This is a genomic window from Nitrososphaera sp., assembly GCF_036397675.1.
GTDB lineage: Archaea > Thermoproteota > Nitrososphaeria > Nitrososphaerales > Nitrososphaeraceae > Nitrososphaera.
Genome location: NZ_DASWIL010000021.1, coordinates 16,078 through 31,603, shown reverse-complemented (window position 1 = coordinate 31,603; position 15,526 = coordinate 16,078). Strand labels below are relative to the sequence as shown.

The window sequence follows — 15,526 nt, the reverse complement described above, 5'->3', positions numbered from 1 at the left end:
TTGCATGAGCTAGTCTTGTTGTAATAGAGCATGATAGCCTGTAGAATGTAAATCGCCATTTTGTCCTTCTTGTCATTATATTCCGATATTTTCCGGTATTGCTTCTGGGTTTCATCAAACAAATCCCTCAGTTCAATATCTCGTTTGCTTAGCCTGGCATTTAGCAGGTCAAAAACGCTAAGTTCAATTCCTGTCGAGTTGATTTTCTCGAATATGTCTGTGACTTGGTCTATCTGCATGCTCTGTGGAAGCGTCACATATGGTATCTCAAATCCACTAATGAAGTGACTAAGCTTATCATCGACTATTTGTCGCACAGTGACGATTCTGTGAAGAGATTCGGAATCGGGTGAAGCTCTTCTCATGAACTCTAAAAGCCCTTCGACCCAGTTGCGATAATTTTCTAGCTCATAAAATGGAAACAAAAGCCTTTTGAAAGATTCCTCCCGACTGATTTTGGTTTTTAGAATCTTGATATTGTCCTTTGACTCTCCATTCTTTAGGAAGTTTTGGAAATCAATATAGAAGTACACGGGCTTGCCGCTACCCTTCAACTTGACATCTTCCGGCGCTCTTATGGCGTAGTATAGGGACGTTATCCTCTGCTGACCATCGAGAATTATCGCGTCCATTCTGTAGTCTTCGCTCAGCGTTACACCGCTTATCGGCATAGGTTCGAGAGGACTTTCGCCTTCAACGCCCCAGAGGAGGAGCGCACCAACATAGTAGTCGTCGAATATCGAAGCCAGAAAGTCCTTCACATCGCTCTTTTTCCACCCAAAATACCTTTGGAATTTTGGAAGCATCCATTTTCCGGTGGAACAGTAGGTGATTACGTCTCTAACCGTAATTGTGTCAGGATTCCTTAGTTTGTGTGGTTCATACTTCGAAATCGCCTCCAGATGGAGAGATTGCAGGAAAGTCGGGTAGCTGATTTCCTGTATCTGAACGCGTTCGGTTCCTTCTGATTCCGGTTCTTCGTCTTCCTCCTCTTCCTCCGGTACAGCGATGACCTTCTTTCGTCGAGAGTTGATATCATACCACCAGCAAAAGAGATCAAAGACTGCAAGGTTTGCAAATAGCGGAGCGCCTAAGGTTTCGATTAACTTGTTGCACTTTTGGATATTGTCGGGATAGTCTTCAAGTTTTTGCGACATAGTATCATCCCAGTTCAGCATTCTCGATAACTCCTTGTATGTGTGTCTTATCCTGTTGTTAACAAGCGGGTACGAATCGTTAATGCAAAAGAGAATGGGCGAAATACTTCCACATTGAAGGCTTCTGCTATGGGTTCTTTCTGAAATGAATTCTTTTATCCAAACTTTCAATTTGTCCGGTTCCTGCTGAAACCTGTGCGCCAGTGAATAAACCATGTGGGCAATTTTTGCCCAATCAGAGTCATTATACTGGTATCCTTCGAAGAATTGTTTGATATCGAAGAAGACCGGAAATGTACTGACTCGTTTCGCTTTCTTGGTCTTGGCGTAGGGCAGCAAGCCGTACAGAACTAGCTCTATGAACTCAGGGCTGCTCTTGTCCATGGAATCCAGCTTTTTCATCAATTCCTGCACCTCCTTCTTCTCATTCTCAATCTTTTTCAGGTGCTGCTGGGCATTCTCAGTCTGTAACCAAGCTTTAAACTCGCCAACTATTTCGGTCATGCTTCTGCTGGCTGAAACCATGTTCTTTTGCTTACTATTCAGCAAGGGCAAGGATATATCCTGATTAATTGTTCCAACTAGTTGTTTGAGCGAAGTAAAGGATGGGATGCCTTCGATGTCCTTTCCGTCATTGATTCGGTACTGACGTCCCACCATTGTCCATACCGCGCTTCGTTCATCATAGTGTGATGGCGTGATATTATAGATCTTGTTCAAAACTACTTTTTTATGATTGCCAGATTCATCATGCATTTTTTCTACTCTTCCGTCAATGAAAAGTATTGACCACCTTCCCGGGTCTCTCCCCCTAACTTCCTCTGCCTTGTTGGGTGATAGGGCCCAGAATCCTGAAGTACTCACCCTAGTGTAAAAATGCCAATTATGGGGCGCTGGCAAATCAATGACGTGCGACCATGCATCGGTTACGCTTGTTCCGACTATTCTCGACAGCTCTTCAATTACATGCGCGTATATTACATTCGATTCATCAGTTGATTTCTTGGTCAAGCCATCACATCGCACTTACATGATTTCAGGTATTTAGCATCGCCGCCCATGTTAAGCGTATATCTTCCAAACCGGCTTTGTAGAAAGCAACCACGATAACAAGAATATTCGTCACCCGGTTCACGTTGTAGAACGCCTTGTCATGAGTAATGATTTTCGGGAACTTGGCTGTAAACCTGAAATTCTCTGGCGTAGTTCTCGCCCACTTTTTCGTTCGGATGGGACTTGGGATGGAATAGAACGTGGAATCGACTTCCACATAGTCAAAGACCTTTGAATAGTACTCGAGCCATCTAGTCTGTGGAGTTCCCCTGGGATAGAATGGCCCTACCCAAGAGGTATAGCTCCATCCGCTGCAGCCTACCAGAACTTCCACCATAGTGCTGGAATATGATCAAGCTTCTGATAAATCTGCTCAAATCAGAATGATGTTCACCCTCTCTAGGCTTCAAATCTCCAACAATCCAACCAAGTGTAATTGCGCCTTAAATGTTGCAAAAATAAAGAAAAGGCTGAAAGAGAAAACATTGCTTGCATACAGATATAATATAATACTGCTATCAAAATGTAGAAAGAAACTATTCTTTCTAGTTTACTCTTACCAATTACTAAGAGAAAAATTTCTTTTCACACTAAAATCGCCCTTATGTGTGGAAACCATTAATCTAAGGTTGAAAAGACAGTCCGAAAAACTGACTATTGGAATTATCCCTTACTCTAAACTGTTTTTAACGCGCATTAGCCTTACTTCATCTTGACAAAAGCGCGGCTGATGTTCATCACTTCAATCTCGCCGACGCCCTCGACAGCTTTTATCGCTTCCTCGAGCTTGTCCATCTGCCCTTCAGAATCGTCCAACATAAAGTCGCCAACGATTGCGTGCAGGCCAAACGCTATTGGCTCTTTTGCATACTGCTTCAGCTCCATCCCTTCTGGCACGCTTTTTTTGAGAACTTCGGCAACGCCATCCAAGTTTATCTCGGCGTCGGCAGGCATGACCTTTACTCTAACGACTAGGCGCGCCATTTCTACGGCCCCTCAAAACCACAGCCCACGCATTTGTAGGCCCGGGCAAACTCGCGGCATGACTCGCATCGCCACATCAGGACATATCCGCAATTAGGGCAGTAGTATTTTACGCATTCATCGTTAGGCATTATCGGCCTGCTGCATGAGGTGCAGACCGGCAACTGCAACGGCTTTGACATGCGGTTCCAAGAACGATATCGGAATTTATATCTATCTAGCCGTCGAGAAGACGGCGGATTTCGTTGCCAATAAGCGCCTTGGCCATCCGGGCTGCGCTTTTTACGCTCAGGACCTTTGACAGGGCGGCGGAATGAAAGTCAAAGTCGCCCGTCGACGACGCCTCCTGCAGCTCTTCCGGCGGGACTGCTGCAAAGAGCTCGCCTATGGCCCTGTTGTCAAGCCTTTCAAAAAGCCGGCGCGCAAGGAGCATTTTTTCAAACTCTTCTCCAAATATTGACGCCCAGCCGGGCTTGTAGTCAAGTCTCTTGTCGCTTCCCGATATTGCGCCTACAATGGCCCTGCCTGCGAGTATGCCTCCCATGCCACAGGTGTAGATACCGCCGGCAGTGGTAGGCTTGGTCTGCCCCGCCGCGTCGCCCACGATCACGGTCTTGCCGTCAGTGAAGTGCTCCAGGGGGCCCCCGACCCATATAGGCGCGTATACTTTGCGCACAACAGAGTACGATCCTTTGGCATCCATGTACGACTTTAATGCTGACGCCGCGTTTATCGCCCTGCCAGCAACGCCGACCTTGCCCCTGCCCTCGCCTGTAGGTATGACCCACGCAAAAAAGCCAGGGTACTTTTCGCTGTCAAACGCCACCGCTATTGTGTCTCGGTAAATCCAGGGCGCAAACACCTCGTACTGGGCCGACGAGAGCACGCCTTCTCGATTGCGATTGATTATTGATGCGACTCCACGCGCATCCACGAAATAGTCGCACGTTACGTCGCCTTCAGACGTCTTGATAATGTAACTTGGGCCATCGCGCCGGAAAGAGCGCACCGAGCATTTCACTCTTATTTCTGCGCCTGCTCGCTGTGCCTGGAGCGCTGCTTGCTTGTCGAGCGCGCGTCTATCAAGCACCACGACCTTTTGCTTCTCGGCGTTTACCTCAAAGCCGGCAAATGGCGAGACAATCTCTGCCTTCTTGACCCTATCGTTTTCAATCGCCGCTGCATCTGGCACCATGGCCAAGTTCTTCATCCCCTCCATGCTGACAAGCCCGCCGCAGTGCTCCGGCGTGCCTATCTCGGTGTCCTCCTCGAGCACCACTACGGAAGCTCCGCCCGCGGCGGCCTCTCTTGCAGCAAGGAGCCCCGAGATGCTTCCGCCTGCGACTGCAACCTGAAAGCCCGGCATGAGAGAAAGTCCAGCAACGTATTTCTCACTCTGCTAATTAAACTATGGGAGCGTGGAATTCAAGCAGGTGATGGTTGTAAGGCGGGATCTCGGCATGGGGACTGGCAAGATTGCTGCTCAGGTGGCCCACGCTTCGCTTATGGCCGCGAAAAAGGCCGAGGAAAAAAAGCCAGAGTGGTTCGCAGCGTGGTTTGAAGGCGGACAGGCAAAAGTCGTGGTCAAGGTGCAAAGCCTTGAACAATTGATGGGAGTAAAAAGGCACGCAGAGAGCCTGAAACTGCCCGTCGCCCTCGTTCAGGACAGCGGGCGCACACAGCTCGACCCCGGGACTTCGACGTGCGTTGGTATAGGCCCGGCCCCTGAGGAGCTGGTAGACAAGGTCACGAACAGTCTGAAGCTGCTCTAGCGCCGGCTCAAGAGAAGTATGCCTGCTATTATCATGCCTGTTGCCACGCCCTGAAACAGGGTTATGGTCTCTCCAAGCACCAGCGCGGCGATTGCAATCCCGAATATCGGAGTCGTCGAGAACACGGACATCGTCTTTATGGTGCCGATGTGTTTGATGCCCTGCAAGAAGAACAGGAGCGCCGCCCCAAAGCCCGACACCGCAAGCCCGGCTACGATGAGCCACATGTTAAGTTCAAGGTCGGCTATCGCGCCCCACCTGCCGGCCGCGACAGTCACGCCGAGCATGACAAGCCCGCCAAACAGCGACTTTAGCATCGCTATCTTGGCGGGGCTGATGTCTGAAAACGTGAGGAGTCGGCGGCTGATGTTGTTGTCAATTGCCCACATCAGCATCGAGGCAAGTATCAGGATGTTGCCGGCATTGAACTGCAGGATGGTGTCTGACAGCTCCATGTTCGTAGTTGCAATGAAAAGCCCGATTATGACAATTCCCACAGCGGCCATGCCGAGCCTCCCCTTTGGCCTTTCCCCAAAGAAAAGAGACGACAGTATGATGGTAAACAGCACTTCGCCGTTTGTCAATATCGACGCGTCAGAGGCGCTTGTCGCTTGCAGGCCGTAAAGCAGAAGCATCGGTGCAGCTAACGCGCCAAAGCCTGTCACTGCCACCATGTAGCGCAGCTCTCTACGCGACTTTAGCCGGAAGGACGCGCGTGCAAACGGTATGAGCGATATGCCTGATATGACGTATATCACCGCCGCAAGCGCAAGCGGGTCCACAGTCTCTAGAGGCACCTTGGCTACCGTGAACACAGAGCCGAACAGCGCGGATGCGGCCAGCACAGATAGGTAGCCGAACCAGTGCCTTCCAGCCTGCTTGGGTGCCGGGCTCTGCTTTGTCAAACAGCGGTCATGTACGCAGGCCACATTTAATGCCTGCTTGAACCGTTGCAGACAAGAGATATATGTGGAAAAACGAGATCGGCGATCGTTGTCCCGCAAGGGAGGAACTGCCAACAAGAGAATAATTCTTTACGTGCTCATTGGCATACTTGCAGTTTCTCTTGTTGCTCTTATAACGTTCGGAAGAGGTGGAAACGCCAAGACCCCGGAGGAACTGGCAAAAGAATCCGAGCAACAGAGAATCGCGCTTGCCAAGGTGCAATTCTGCGGGCTGGAAAGCAATGCCAACTCCAATGCGTACGTCAGCGAGTATGTGCTCCCGTCAGAATGCGAGATGCCACTTGGCATCGCCGTAGACAACGACAGAGTATGGTATCTCTCCACAAAGCAAGGCACGCTTGGCAGCTACAGCCTTGCGGATGGTAAGTTCGAGGAATTTGCCATTCCCTCGTGGCCTGCGCGCTCAAGCCCAAGCCCAAGCGTGTTTTCCATGACTTGGGACGCCAAGACTGACAGCTCAGGAAACGTGTGGTTCACAGACGATAGCCAGAGCCTGCTATGGAGGTTTGACAGGGCAAATGGCAACTTTGACAGTTTCAAGTCTCCAGGCAGTAAGCCCATATCATTTGACTTTGACTCTGACGGAAACATTTACCTTGTAGGCGTCAGGTCCAAGTCGCTCTACTTTGGATACGTTTCAGAGATGAAGCCCGGGACATTAGAAGGGTTCACTGAAATCAAGCTGCCGCTCGACGCGTTCTCAGGCATCGAGGATTTCAGAGTCAGCTCCGGCTCGGTAGCAGTTGACCTCGAGAGGAACGTGGTGTGGACGTCGCTACTTGCGTTCGAGGAAAAAGGGCAGATTTACAGGTACGACGCTGATGCAAACGAGATTTCAGTATATGACCTGCCGCAAGAGCTCACCTCTCCTGTAGGCACCACGGTGGACAAGGAGGGCAACCTATGGGTCACGGACCATGGGACGAGCATATTTTTCATGGTGGACCCTAACGATGGCAGCTTGACAAGGTACGTTACGTCAGTCCTGTCATCAAAGATCACGGGCGCGCCCGCATCTGCAGACGCGTACACGCTGCCCTACTGGATACAAACAGACTCTGACGGCAACATTTGGTTCAACCAGCACATAGGCAACAAGATAAACAAATTCACCCCGTCGACACAGACGATGGTCGAGTACTGGATACCCACACAGAACAGCGACTGGGCCAACTGTGCCGAAGGCGCTACCGACTGCGGCCTAGCAAACGCCCTCCAGTTCTCGGTCGGACCCGCAGGCCAGATCTGGTTCACCGAGTGGACAGAGAACAAGATGGGCACGGTAAGGACTGAGGCAGAGGTGCCGCTCTCGGTGTCGGCCCCCGGCGAAATAACAGTGAGAAGGGGCGACAGCGCGGACATCAGAGTTGACGTGAGTTCTGAAAGCGACCTTAACGTGCGCATGGTGGCATCAGGCACCTTTACAAGCACGGGCGCGCTTGGAAGCTCGACAGGAATATTCAGCCAGCAGTCCATAAGCGTGGAAGCTGGCAGCTCCTTGCAGGTCTCGTACGTGTTTAACCCGGCAGCCAGCCTGGCCCCGGGCCAGTACGTCCTGATGCTTGGCGCTGACCAGGGCGACATTACCGTGCTCAAGGCAGTCAGGGTAAACATTGTATAATTAAATACGGCTCAGGACCAATCAGCGATTGATGTCCGGCGAATATCCTGTTGCCGTAAACGAAGAGGGCATCAAGATCAAGGCAGAGAGCATGGAGCCCGAGCGCCTTTACCACTGCGTCTTTGAAAACAAAGTGTACCTCTTTTACAAAGACGAAATGGGATTACTGAACTGCTACGAGATAGAAGACCCGGAAGCAGTGAAAGAGATTTCAGAAAACCCCGCGGACCTGGAAGAGATACTTAAAAAGCGCGCAGGATTTTAGGCAGATCTTTCATCGATAAACGTTATATGCCACCATCCCAAATAAGGCACACCATTGTCTACCAGCACCAGCACGACCAGACCACCAAAAGCAAGCAACGAAATTTTTATCGGCAAAAAACCACTCATGGTCTACGTCACGGCTACGTTGGTCCAGCTGGCAAACGAGCCGACGGTACTCATAAAGGCAAGGGGCAAGAGCATAACAAGGGCAGTCGACGTGGCGCAAATCATAGTCAAGAGGATGAACACCATAGGCTACAAGATAGGCCAGATAAAACTCGGCTCTGAGCAGCTCATGTCTGAAGACGGTAAGCCCAGGAACGTCTCTACTATCGAAGTGCCCATTTCTAGGACAGCCTAGCCAAGGCCGCTTGCCAAGAATTGCCCGCCATTGTACGCAAGCACGTCAGCAAGCCCCAGCATCAGTATTTTATAGTATTTCGATCCAAGGACCGAGCTCCCCTTTGACGCAAGTTACGCGACGGCGGAAAGCCATGCATAGTCCATCCACACGTGCATACCGAACATAAAGGCCACGCCTGCGACTGGGCCGAACCTTGACAAGTCTGCAACCAGCTTTAGCCCAACCGTGAGCCACCAAACCAGAAAGAACGGGTTGAGCGCGGTCAGCACGATGCCGATGGCAAAGGGGCTCTTGTTTTGCGCGATGGGCGCCTGCTTGCCATTTTTCAAGACAGAATAGACCTGCAAGCCTGCAAAGCCCGGGACGGCCGCTTCACCCAATATGGCGATAGCGCTTGCGTACTGCACCACAAATGCAGGGGTGGAAAAACAGCCCGGCGGCAATCGCCGCGATGACTGCTATCTCGACGACTGCATGGCCGTGCGCCACCCTGATTCCGGACATTGCACCTCTACGCGTACCGTTTAGCATGTTCGCCACAAACAGCGGCCCGGGCGCAAGCACGCCCGAGGCAGACACAGCCACCACCTCGGCGCCAAATGCCAGTACATCCACCCCGGGTCTTTGCGCTTGCCCTGCGTGTTAACTTTGCGCGCACAAGGCAGAAATACGACGGCGCCCAACATGAAAGAAATGGTGGTCGACACCATCCGCACGCTAAGGCTGCTTGGCAAGTGGGGCGCGAACAGGGCAGTGGGCAGGAGGCGGCCGGTCATAGCCGTGTTCTCAATGACGCACTATTGCAATTTTTACTGCCCCATGTGTCCCTTTGGAGACTTGAATAAGGAAGGGCAGATAGCCCTTGCAAGGAGAAACGACCTGACGACTGAGCAGTGGAAGCAGGTGTTTGACAAGGTGTCTAATCACTGCGTCTGGTCGATAATAGAAGGGGGCGAGCCTACCAGCAGGCCCGACTTTATGGAGCTCGTGCGCTATTTGCACTCGCTAAAGATGCCCATCACTCTCATCACAAATTGTTCATTATTGCACGTAATCGACCTTGATGAACTGAAAAAGTACATCCAGTTTGTCACGTGCAGCATCGACTCTGTTTTTGAAGAACCGTACTGCAAGGTGCGCGGCGTGTCGCCGCAGGTGTACAGGCGCGTGATGGACAACCTGAACCTGCTTACGGAACACGAGGTGCCACACTACTTCAACAGCGTCATAACAAAATACAACACGCAGGAGTTCATCGACCAGACCTACTTTGACCGCGCAAAGGAGCTTGGCGCAAACGCGGTCTCATTCACGTTCGTAGAAGACAGGTCCGACGTCAACTATTCGCTCCTGCCCGACAGGGACACGATGAATCAGGTATGTTCAAGCATCCTTGACTACATGGGCAAGAAAAAGAGCCCGCAGGTCATGATACCGCCGGAATATTTCCAGCAGATTCTGGCAGACGGCCGCGGACACTTCAACGAGTGTGGCGTGTGGAAGAGCATCTTTGTAAACGGCAACGGGACAGTGATGGTGCCTTGCTGGAAGTTCAACGGCCCTGAAAACACGTACAGCCTGCTTGAGCACTCTGTTGATGAAATCTGGAGCGCACCGCAGTGGGACATCGCTAGGACGTGCCACGACTGCGAGGTGCTTGGCTGTATCTGGTACTCGTCGCAGCCCGTGACAATGTTCGCAAGGAACTACATGCGCGGCCTTGGCAAGATGATAAGCCGGGAGCGGCCCGAGCTCGCAGAGGCAGTCTGAACGCTTGAAGATATATTAAGCAGACCAGAATGCAAGATAGCAATGCGTAAAAAGGTCAAGGTTGCCATCTCCGGCGTAGGCAACTGCGCCTCTGCCCTCGTGCAAGGAACGCGTTACTACCGCGAAAATCCCGAAGCAAAAAAGCAGGAAAGCGACTGGATAGGCCTCACCGCCTACAACCTGGGAGGCCTCGAGCCTTCAGACATTGAGTTTGTGGCAGCATTTGACGTCAACGCCAAGAAAGTGGGCAAGGACCTCTCTGAGGCGATATTTGAAAAGCCCAACAATACCGTCCGCATCGTAAAAGAGATGGACAGGATGGACATCAAGGTGCAAAAGGGCGAGGTCTACGACGGTATAGGAAGGCACCTTTCACAGAAAATCAAGGTTGCAGACGGACCTGCCGTCAACGTTACGCAGGTATTGAAAGACACGGGCGCGGAAATGCTACTCAACTATTTGCCGGTCGGAAGCAGGCGCGGCACGCAGTATTACGCGGAGGCGTGCCTTGAAGCTGGCTGCGCGTTTGTCAACGCGATACCGGTGTTTATAGCGTCGACTCCAAAGTGGCAGCAGGCTTTTGCCGGGCGCGGGCTTGCGTGCGCAGGCGACGATGTGATGAGCCAGCTTGGCGCAACGGTGGTCCACAAGACGCTTGTAAAACTGTTCGTGGACAGGGGTGTTAGGGTCAATGAAACTTATCAGTTGAACATCGGAGGCGACATGGACTTTTACAACATGCTTGACGAGGACCGTCTCGAGGACAAGAGGGTGAGCAAGACGTCAGCGGTAGCCGCCATGGCGCCTTACGAGGTGCCGATGAGGATAGGGCCTTCGGACTATGTCGAGTTCCTGGACAACGACAAGGTGTGCTACATCTCGATAAAGGGGCAGTACTTTGGCGGCATCCCAGTCGAACTCGATGTCAAGTTAAAGGTCGTGGACGCATACAACTCTGCAGGCGTCATGATAGACGCTGCAAGGTGCGCCAAGATAGCCATCGACAGGGGCATTTCCGGCCCTCTTGAGAGCATCTCGGCCTACTGCTTCAAACATCCGCCCATCCAGATGCCCTATTCTGTGGCAAAGTCCAATTTTCTCGAGTTCGTTGAGGGCAAGCGAGAGCGCTAGCTGCTAAAAAATACTTGACAAAAAGGAGCTGTAATGATCGCTAATACGCATAATTAACACCTCGAAAACTCAACACAGAAGGCATTGGTTCACATCAAGAAGCTCGAAGTGTATGGGTTCAAGTCGTTTGGGTTCCGCAACACCGTAGTGCACTTTGAGAAGGGGTTTGTAGCCATCACGGGTCCAAACGGCTCGGGCAAGAGTAACATACTGGATGCCATCATGTTTGCGATAGGCGAGAACAGCCCCAAGGCCATGAGGGTTGACAAGTTCCAGTCATTATTCCACGACGCCCAGAACCCCGGCCATCGGCTGGTCAGGGTGAGCATCACGTTTGACAACCTTGACCGCGGCATCCCGATAGACGAGGACATGGTCACACTGACGAGGGAGATGGAAGGCCTGACAGGCGACTCGCAGTACCTTCTGAACGGCAAGAAGGTATCAAAGACCGCCATAATGGAGCTGCTCGAAGTAGTGCTGTCGGCGCCAAACAAGCTGAACATAGTCCAGCAGGGCATGATTACCAGGATATCGGAGCTCAATTCTGAGGAGCGCCGCAAGATAATAGAGGACATCGTCGGACTGTCGTACTTTGACGAGAAAAAGGCAGAGGCGATGAAGCAACTAGACGAGGCCGACAGGCGGCTTGAGATCGCGTTTGCAAGGATGGGCGAGATCCGAAAGCGCATAGACGAGCTCGAAGCCGAGCGCAACGACCAGCTGCGCTACGAGCAAATAGGTTCTGAATTAAAGCGGTTCAAGGCGGTGCAGATATCAAACAACATCAGAACGGTAAGGAACAAGCTTGCGACGAGTACCCAGATGCTTGACGGCAACAACCAGCTCTCCTCGCACCTGACAAAGCAGATAGATGAGCTCAGGCAGGAAATTGAAAGCCTCGAAACCGACAAGGCCAAGTTCATGGAAGAAGTCGACGCCGCAAACAAAGCCAAGGCCCAGATTGCGACGAGGACCGCTACCATAGTGCACGACTCAGAGCGCGCAAAGGCGATGCTCGGCGAGTCTCAGAGGAGGATTGCAGACATTGAGAGGAGGCGGCCTCAGATAGAGTCTGGCAGGCAGGAGATAGCCGGCAGGGGAGATAGGATGAGGGCAGAGACCGAGCTTTTGCGCGCCAATAAGGAACAAAAGCAAGCTGCTCTTGAATCTCTCAAAACAAAACTTGAGGGCATTAACGCGGACATTGAAAGGATAACCGACATCATTGCGCGCTACACGAACGCGAGGCAGAAACTTGAAGGCAGAATCAAGCGACTGTCGGCGCTGAAAAGCAGCATCGAGCTTGCGGCGGCTAGGACCGAGGAAAAGATCAAGACCAGCAGCTACAAGACGAGCGCAGACGACGCGGCCATGGAGTCGCTGCGGGCAGAAATCGACGGAGCAAGGACGCGCATTTCAGATATAGAGCAGGCGCTTGAGAAAGACAATGACCGACTCAACGATTCTGCAAAGGCGATAGACAGCCTGAGGGAGACTAAGGCCACTCTGGAGCACGAGCTCGCAGGCTCTGCGACGCTTCTTTCCAAGGCTGACACCATGGCCATCAAATTCGAGGAGAGAGCAAGCGTGGCCCGTCACGCCATGAACGAGGACTTTGCAATAGCCGAGCTTACAAGGGATAGCAAAAAGTTTGGCATAAGGGGTCTGGTCAGGGACCTGATACGCTACGACGGGAGCTACGAGCGCCCCGTGCTGGCGGCAGGCGCAGATTGGATGAAGGCCTTCGTCGTAGACGACGTCAAGGCCATGATGGCAGTTGCGGCGTATGCAAAGGAAAAGAGGCTGCCCCGCTTGCGCATAATCCCCCTGGACATAGTCGACCGCTACAGGCCCGGCCACAGGGACACGGGCAGGGACACGAACGTCATAGGGAACCTGTCCGGCGTCGTCTACAGCGAATACGAGAGGCTCCCAGAGTTTCTATTCTACGACACGATACTAGTCAGGAACTCGTCGTCGGCGTACATGCTTGCAAGGCAGGGCTTTCGCGCAGTGTCGGTCGAAGGCGAGTTGTTCGAACCGGAAGGGGGCTCGATGGCGCTTGACTTTGGATCAAAGATATCCGACCTGACAAAGGCTATACTGCTTGGCGACTCGGTCGAGGGCCTGCGCTGTATGCTTGGCAAGCTCGCAAAAGTAGTGGAGAAAAAGAGCGCACATCTGCGCGATGCTGCAGAGCACCTGGCGGCGGCAGAGGCAGAAAGGATAAAGCTCGATCTTAACGTGTCAAACAACGAGGTAAGGCTCGCGTCAGAGCAAGAGACGGTAAGAGCAAAAGATAGAGCGCTGTCGGAGCTTGTCTCGCGTGCAGGCCTGCTTGCATCCGAGGAACAGTCGCTCGCTTCGGAACTTGCACGATGCAACAAGAGATTGGAGCTCATAACGCCTTCTATAGAGCGCGTGTCGGCGCGCCTGCAGACCATCGACGAATCGGCAGCAAAGGCAGAGCTTGCGTTGATACAGGTCAAGCGCAACCAGGTGGTTAAGCAGGCGGATGGCGCAAACATCGAGCTGAACCAGATAACAAATTCGCTTGGAGGAATAGAAAGTAAGCTAGAATTTGATGGGCGCCAGCTGGCACAGATGGAAGAGGAGCAGACGCGCCTTTCGCTTGAACTAGAGCAAAGGAAAAAGCAGGTCGACGAATTGCAGGCAAAGTCGCAGTCGCTAGAGGTGGAATTAAAGTCGCTCAGGGATCAGGAACAGCAGATAATCGACTCGTCAGGAAACGCCTACGGCGTGCTGCAGGATTACGAGCGCAAGATAAAGGGCCTCTCCGACGACGAGCGCAGGCTAACAAAGGAGAACAACATACTGGAGCGCGAGTCGGCGCTTTTGAAAAAGGACATTTCCGACCTGACCGAGAGGGAATCCAGACTTGCTAACGACCTTGTATGGCTGGGGTACAAGAGCCTTCTCGACTCTATGGACGCGGAAGGCGCCATCATGGAACTTTCTAAGGAGTACGAGGGCGTAAAATCCCGGATAAACCTGCGCGCCGACGAGGCGTATGTGCAGGTCATGGAAGGCTACAGGGGCATGTCGAGTAGGCGCAACCAGCTTGAAAGCGAGCGCAACTCCATCGTCTCGTTCGTAGAGCAGATAGTCAGGGAGAAGAAAGAGATGTTCATGGACGCCTACAATAGGGTCGACTCTGACATCAGCGCGACATTTTCGAGGCTCACAGGCGGCACGGCGCGCTTGGAACTTGAAAACCCCGAAGATGTGTTTGCCGGCGGCGTGATGCTCCTGGCGGCGTTCCCGGGCAAAGTCGCCCGCGAGTCGACCGCTCTTTCGGGCGGCGAAAAGACCATAACGGCAACGGTGTTCTTGCTCGCCCTGCAGTCGCTCAAGCCGTCGCCTTTCTACCTGATGGACGAGGTCGACGCCCACCTTGACGCGCAGAACACCGAGCGTCTATCAAAGGTCCTGACCGAGCGCTCGCAGAACAGCCAGATAATAATGGTGACCCTGAAAGACTCGACAGTCGCCAAGGCCACGCTCATCTACGGCGTCTACCCGAGGCAAGGCGCCTCTCAGGTCGTGAAATACAGGAACCCCTCCCAAGTCCCGCTTGCGCAGATAGCCGCCGAGGGCAGTTGAAAAGCTAAAGGTCGTTTATATGGAATTTGGACATGCAGCCCGTGCATTCGTAGATTTCGTCTCCCACGGGTCCTGAAACCTTGAATTTGACAATGGTCGTGCACTTGGGACATCTACCGTCAACCATGGCGGTTTTTTTCATCGGCCGGGCGCTGGACTTTCTTCTTCGGCTCCCCATTACACCAGCATGGCAGCAGTCCCGTTTTATAAACCAAATTTCTTACGGGATTTTGCACTTAAAATAGACTTCTGCTTCACAATAGGGATTTTTCCCAGCCCGCTTCAAGTCGGGACTTTTTGCTTCAGGCAGGGAGCTTTTATACAAGAGGACATGACCCTCGTTTATGACACGTGAGACACTGGGCGTGTAAAAACCAACAAGCTATACCAAGGAGCGAAGGCAGTTGGAATACAGTTAGATTCCGTGCAGGCATTGGATCTTGCCATACAGATACTAGAGGCAACCAAAAGCGGGCGACCGATTGACGTAACCATATTTACACACAAGAAAAAAGACGGTACCTATCACACGACGGTAACATACATGGACAAATAATCATTCGCCGAGGAATGTAATTCCAATGAACAGATACGAAAGTGTCAAATTCCTAACCAAGAAGAAGGCTAGACAAGATTGGCTTTGTGCTAGATGCGATAGATCAATTAAGCCTGGTGAAGAATATTATCGCGAAACCTTAGGCAGGATGAATCCAGGACGAAAAATGCAATTCAATGCTTATTGCTTAGACTGCGGCCCAAAATCAGGGTCACCGATTATGTAATTCTGCATTCATGAACTACTCTCAACCTTCAGC

15 protein-coding genes are annotated in these 15,526 nt (G+C 52.1%); 7 read left to right on the top strand and 8 right to left on the bottom strand.

Going from position 1 to position 15,526, the window contains the following annotated elements:
• The 5 genes from VGA14_RS04145 to VGA14_RS04125 form a co-directional block, all read right to left on the bottom strand.
• Positions 1-2,168, bottom strand: a 2,168-nt coding sequence (locus tag VGA14_RS04145) for a DUF262 domain-containing protein (RefSeq protein ID WP_331002485.1), incomplete at its 3' end; no start/stop codon positions are given.
• A 25-nt stretch (positions 2,169-2,193) separates the two neighbouring features.
• On the bottom strand, positions 2,194-2,547 hold the full coding sequence (locus VGA14_RS04140) for a DUF72 domain-containing protein (protein ID WP_331002484.1): 354 nt from the start codon (positions 2,545-2,547) through the stop codon (positions 2,194-2,196).
• Between the two features lie 365 nt (positions 2,548-2,912).
• Positions 2,913-3,194, bottom strand: a complete 282-nt coding sequence (locus tag VGA14_RS04135) for an elongation factor 1-beta (protein ID WP_331002483.1) — start codon at positions 3,192-3,194, stop codon at positions 2,913-2,915.
• Positions 3,195-3,196: 2 nt separating this feature from the next.
• Positions 3,197-3,376 carry a zinc finger domain-containing protein gene (locus VGA14_RS04130; protein ID WP_331002482.1) on the bottom strand — a complete coding sequence of 60 codons (180 nt, stop codon included), beginning with the start codon at positions 3,374-3,376 and terminating at the stop codon, positions 3,197-3,199.
• A 35-nt stretch (positions 3,377-3,411) separates the two neighbouring features.
• Positions 3,412-4,560 (bottom strand): NAD(P)/FAD-dependent oxidoreductase, encoded by a 1,149-nt coding sequence (locus VGA14_RS04125; protein WP_331002481.1) that lies wholly within the window; start codon positions 4,558-4,560, stop codon positions 3,412-3,414.
• A 52-nt stretch (positions 4,561-4,612) separates the two neighbouring features.
• On the opposite strand from VGA14_RS04125, the gene pth2 reads away from it, so the two are divergent.
• Positions 4,613-4,966 (top strand): peptidyl-tRNA hydrolase Pth2, encoded by a 354-nt coding sequence (pth2, locus tag VGA14_RS04120; protein WP_331002480.1) that lies wholly within the window; start codon positions 4,613-4,615, stop codon positions 4,964-4,966.
• Here pth2 and VGA14_RS04115 read toward each other — a convergent pair.
• Complete coding sequence (locus tag VGA14_RS04115; protein ID WP_331002479.1) at positions 4,963-5,871, bottom strand: DMT family transporter; 909 nt, start codon at positions 5,869-5,871, stop codon at positions 4,963-4,965. The genes pth2 and VGA14_RS04115 overlap by 4 nt on opposite strands.
• An 88-nt stretch (positions 5,872-5,959) precedes the next feature.
• Here VGA14_RS04115 and VGA14_RS04110 point away from each other — a divergent pair, with 88 nt between their 5' ends.
• Genes VGA14_RS04110 through VGA14_RS04100 form a run of 3 tightly spaced genes read left to right on the top strand, consistent with a single transcriptional unit; the run spans position 5,960 to position 8,180 of the window.
• Positions 5,960-7,552, top strand: coding sequence for a hypothetical protein (locus VGA14_RS04110; protein WP_331002478.1), 1,593 nt, complete (start codon positions 5,960-5,962; stop codon positions 7,550-7,552).
• A gap of 31 nt (positions 7,553-7,583) precedes the next feature.
• Positions 7,584-7,817 (top strand): hypothetical protein, encoded by a 234-nt coding sequence (locus tag VGA14_RS04105; RefSeq protein WP_331002477.1) that lies wholly within the window; start codon positions 7,584-7,586, stop codon positions 7,815-7,817.
• Positions 7,818-7,871: 54 nt separating this feature from the next.
• Positions 7,872-8,180 carry a DNA-binding protein gene (locus tag VGA14_RS04100; protein ID WP_331002476.1) on the top strand — a complete coding sequence of 103 codons (309 nt, stop codon included), beginning with the start codon at positions 7,872-7,874 and terminating at the stop codon, positions 8,178-8,180.
• A 113-nt stretch (positions 8,181-8,293) separates the two neighbouring features.
• Here VGA14_RS04100 and VGA14_RS04095 read toward each other — a convergent pair whose 3' ends face one another.
• Together VGA14_RS04095 and VGA14_RS04090 are read right to left on the bottom strand one after the other, a co-directional pair.
• Positions 8,294-8,563 (bottom strand): LysE family transporter, encoded by a 270-nt coding sequence (locus VGA14_RS04095; protein ID WP_331002475.1) that lies wholly within the window; start codon positions 8,561-8,563, stop codon positions 8,294-8,296.
• Positions 8,556-8,798, bottom strand: coding sequence for a hypothetical protein (locus tag VGA14_RS04090; protein ID WP_331002474.1), 243 nt, complete (start codon positions 8,796-8,798; stop codon positions 8,556-8,558). The genes VGA14_RS04095 and VGA14_RS04090 overlap by 8 nt, the downstream gene beginning before the upstream one ends.
• A 78-nt stretch (positions 8,799-8,876) precedes the next feature.
• Between VGA14_RS04090 and VGA14_RS04085 the strand changes: the two genes are divergently transcribed.
• The 3 genes from VGA14_RS04085 to VGA14_RS04075 all read left to right on the top strand — a co-directional run bounded on the left by VGA14_RS04085 (position 8,877) and on the right by VGA14_RS04075 (position 14,711).
• Complete coding sequence (locus VGA14_RS04085; protein WP_331002473.1) at positions 8,877-9,953, top strand: radical SAM protein; 1,077 nt, start codon at positions 8,877-8,879, stop codon at positions 9,951-9,953.
• A gap of 42 nt (positions 9,954-9,995) precedes the next feature.
• The gene (locus tag VGA14_RS04080) at positions 9,996-11,084 is read left to right on the top strand and encodes an inositol-3-phosphate synthase (protein WP_331002472.1); all 1,089 of its coding nucleotides are present in this window, start codon (positions 9,996-9,998) and stop codon (positions 11,082-11,084) included.
• An 84-nt stretch (positions 11,085-11,168) separates the two neighbouring features.
• Positions 11,169-14,711: a chromosome segregation SMC family protein gene (locus tag VGA14_RS04075; protein ID WP_331002471.1), complete on the top strand. Its 3,543-nt coding sequence runs from the start codon at positions 11,169-11,171 to the stop codon at positions 14,709-14,711.
• Positions 14,712-15,526: the final 815 nt, after the last annotated feature.

Bases quoted from the DNA above. Each gene is read 5' to 3' on its own strand.
- VGA14_RS04140 (WP_331002484.1), bottom strand. From the start codon at position 2,547: ATGGTGGAAGTTCTGGTAGGCTGCAGCGGATGGAGCTATACCTCTTGG.
- VGA14_RS04135 (WP_331002483.1), bottom strand. From the start codon at position 3,194: ATGGCGCGCCTAGTCGTTAGAGTAAAGGTCATGCCTGCCGACGCCGAG.
- VGA14_RS04130 (WP_331002482.1), bottom strand. From the start codon at position 3,376: ATGTCAAAGCCGTTGCAGTTGCCGGTCTGCACCTCATGCAGCAGGCCG.
- VGA14_RS04125 (WP_331002481.1), bottom strand. From the start codon at position 4,560: ATGCCGGGCTTTCAGGTTGCAGTCGCAGGCGGAAGCATCTCGGGGCTC.
- VGA14_RS04105 (WP_331002477.1), top strand. From the start codon at position 7,584: ATGTCCGGCGAATATCCTGTTGCCGTAAACGAAGAGGGCATCAAGATC.
- VGA14_RS04085 (WP_331002473.1), top strand. From the start codon at position 8,877: ATGGTGGTCGACACCATCCGCACGCTAAGGCTGCTTGGCAAGTGGGGC.
- VGA14_RS04080 (WP_331002472.1), top strand. From the start codon at position 9,996: ATGCGTAAAAAGGTCAAGGTTGCCATCTCCGGCGTAGGCAACTGCGCC.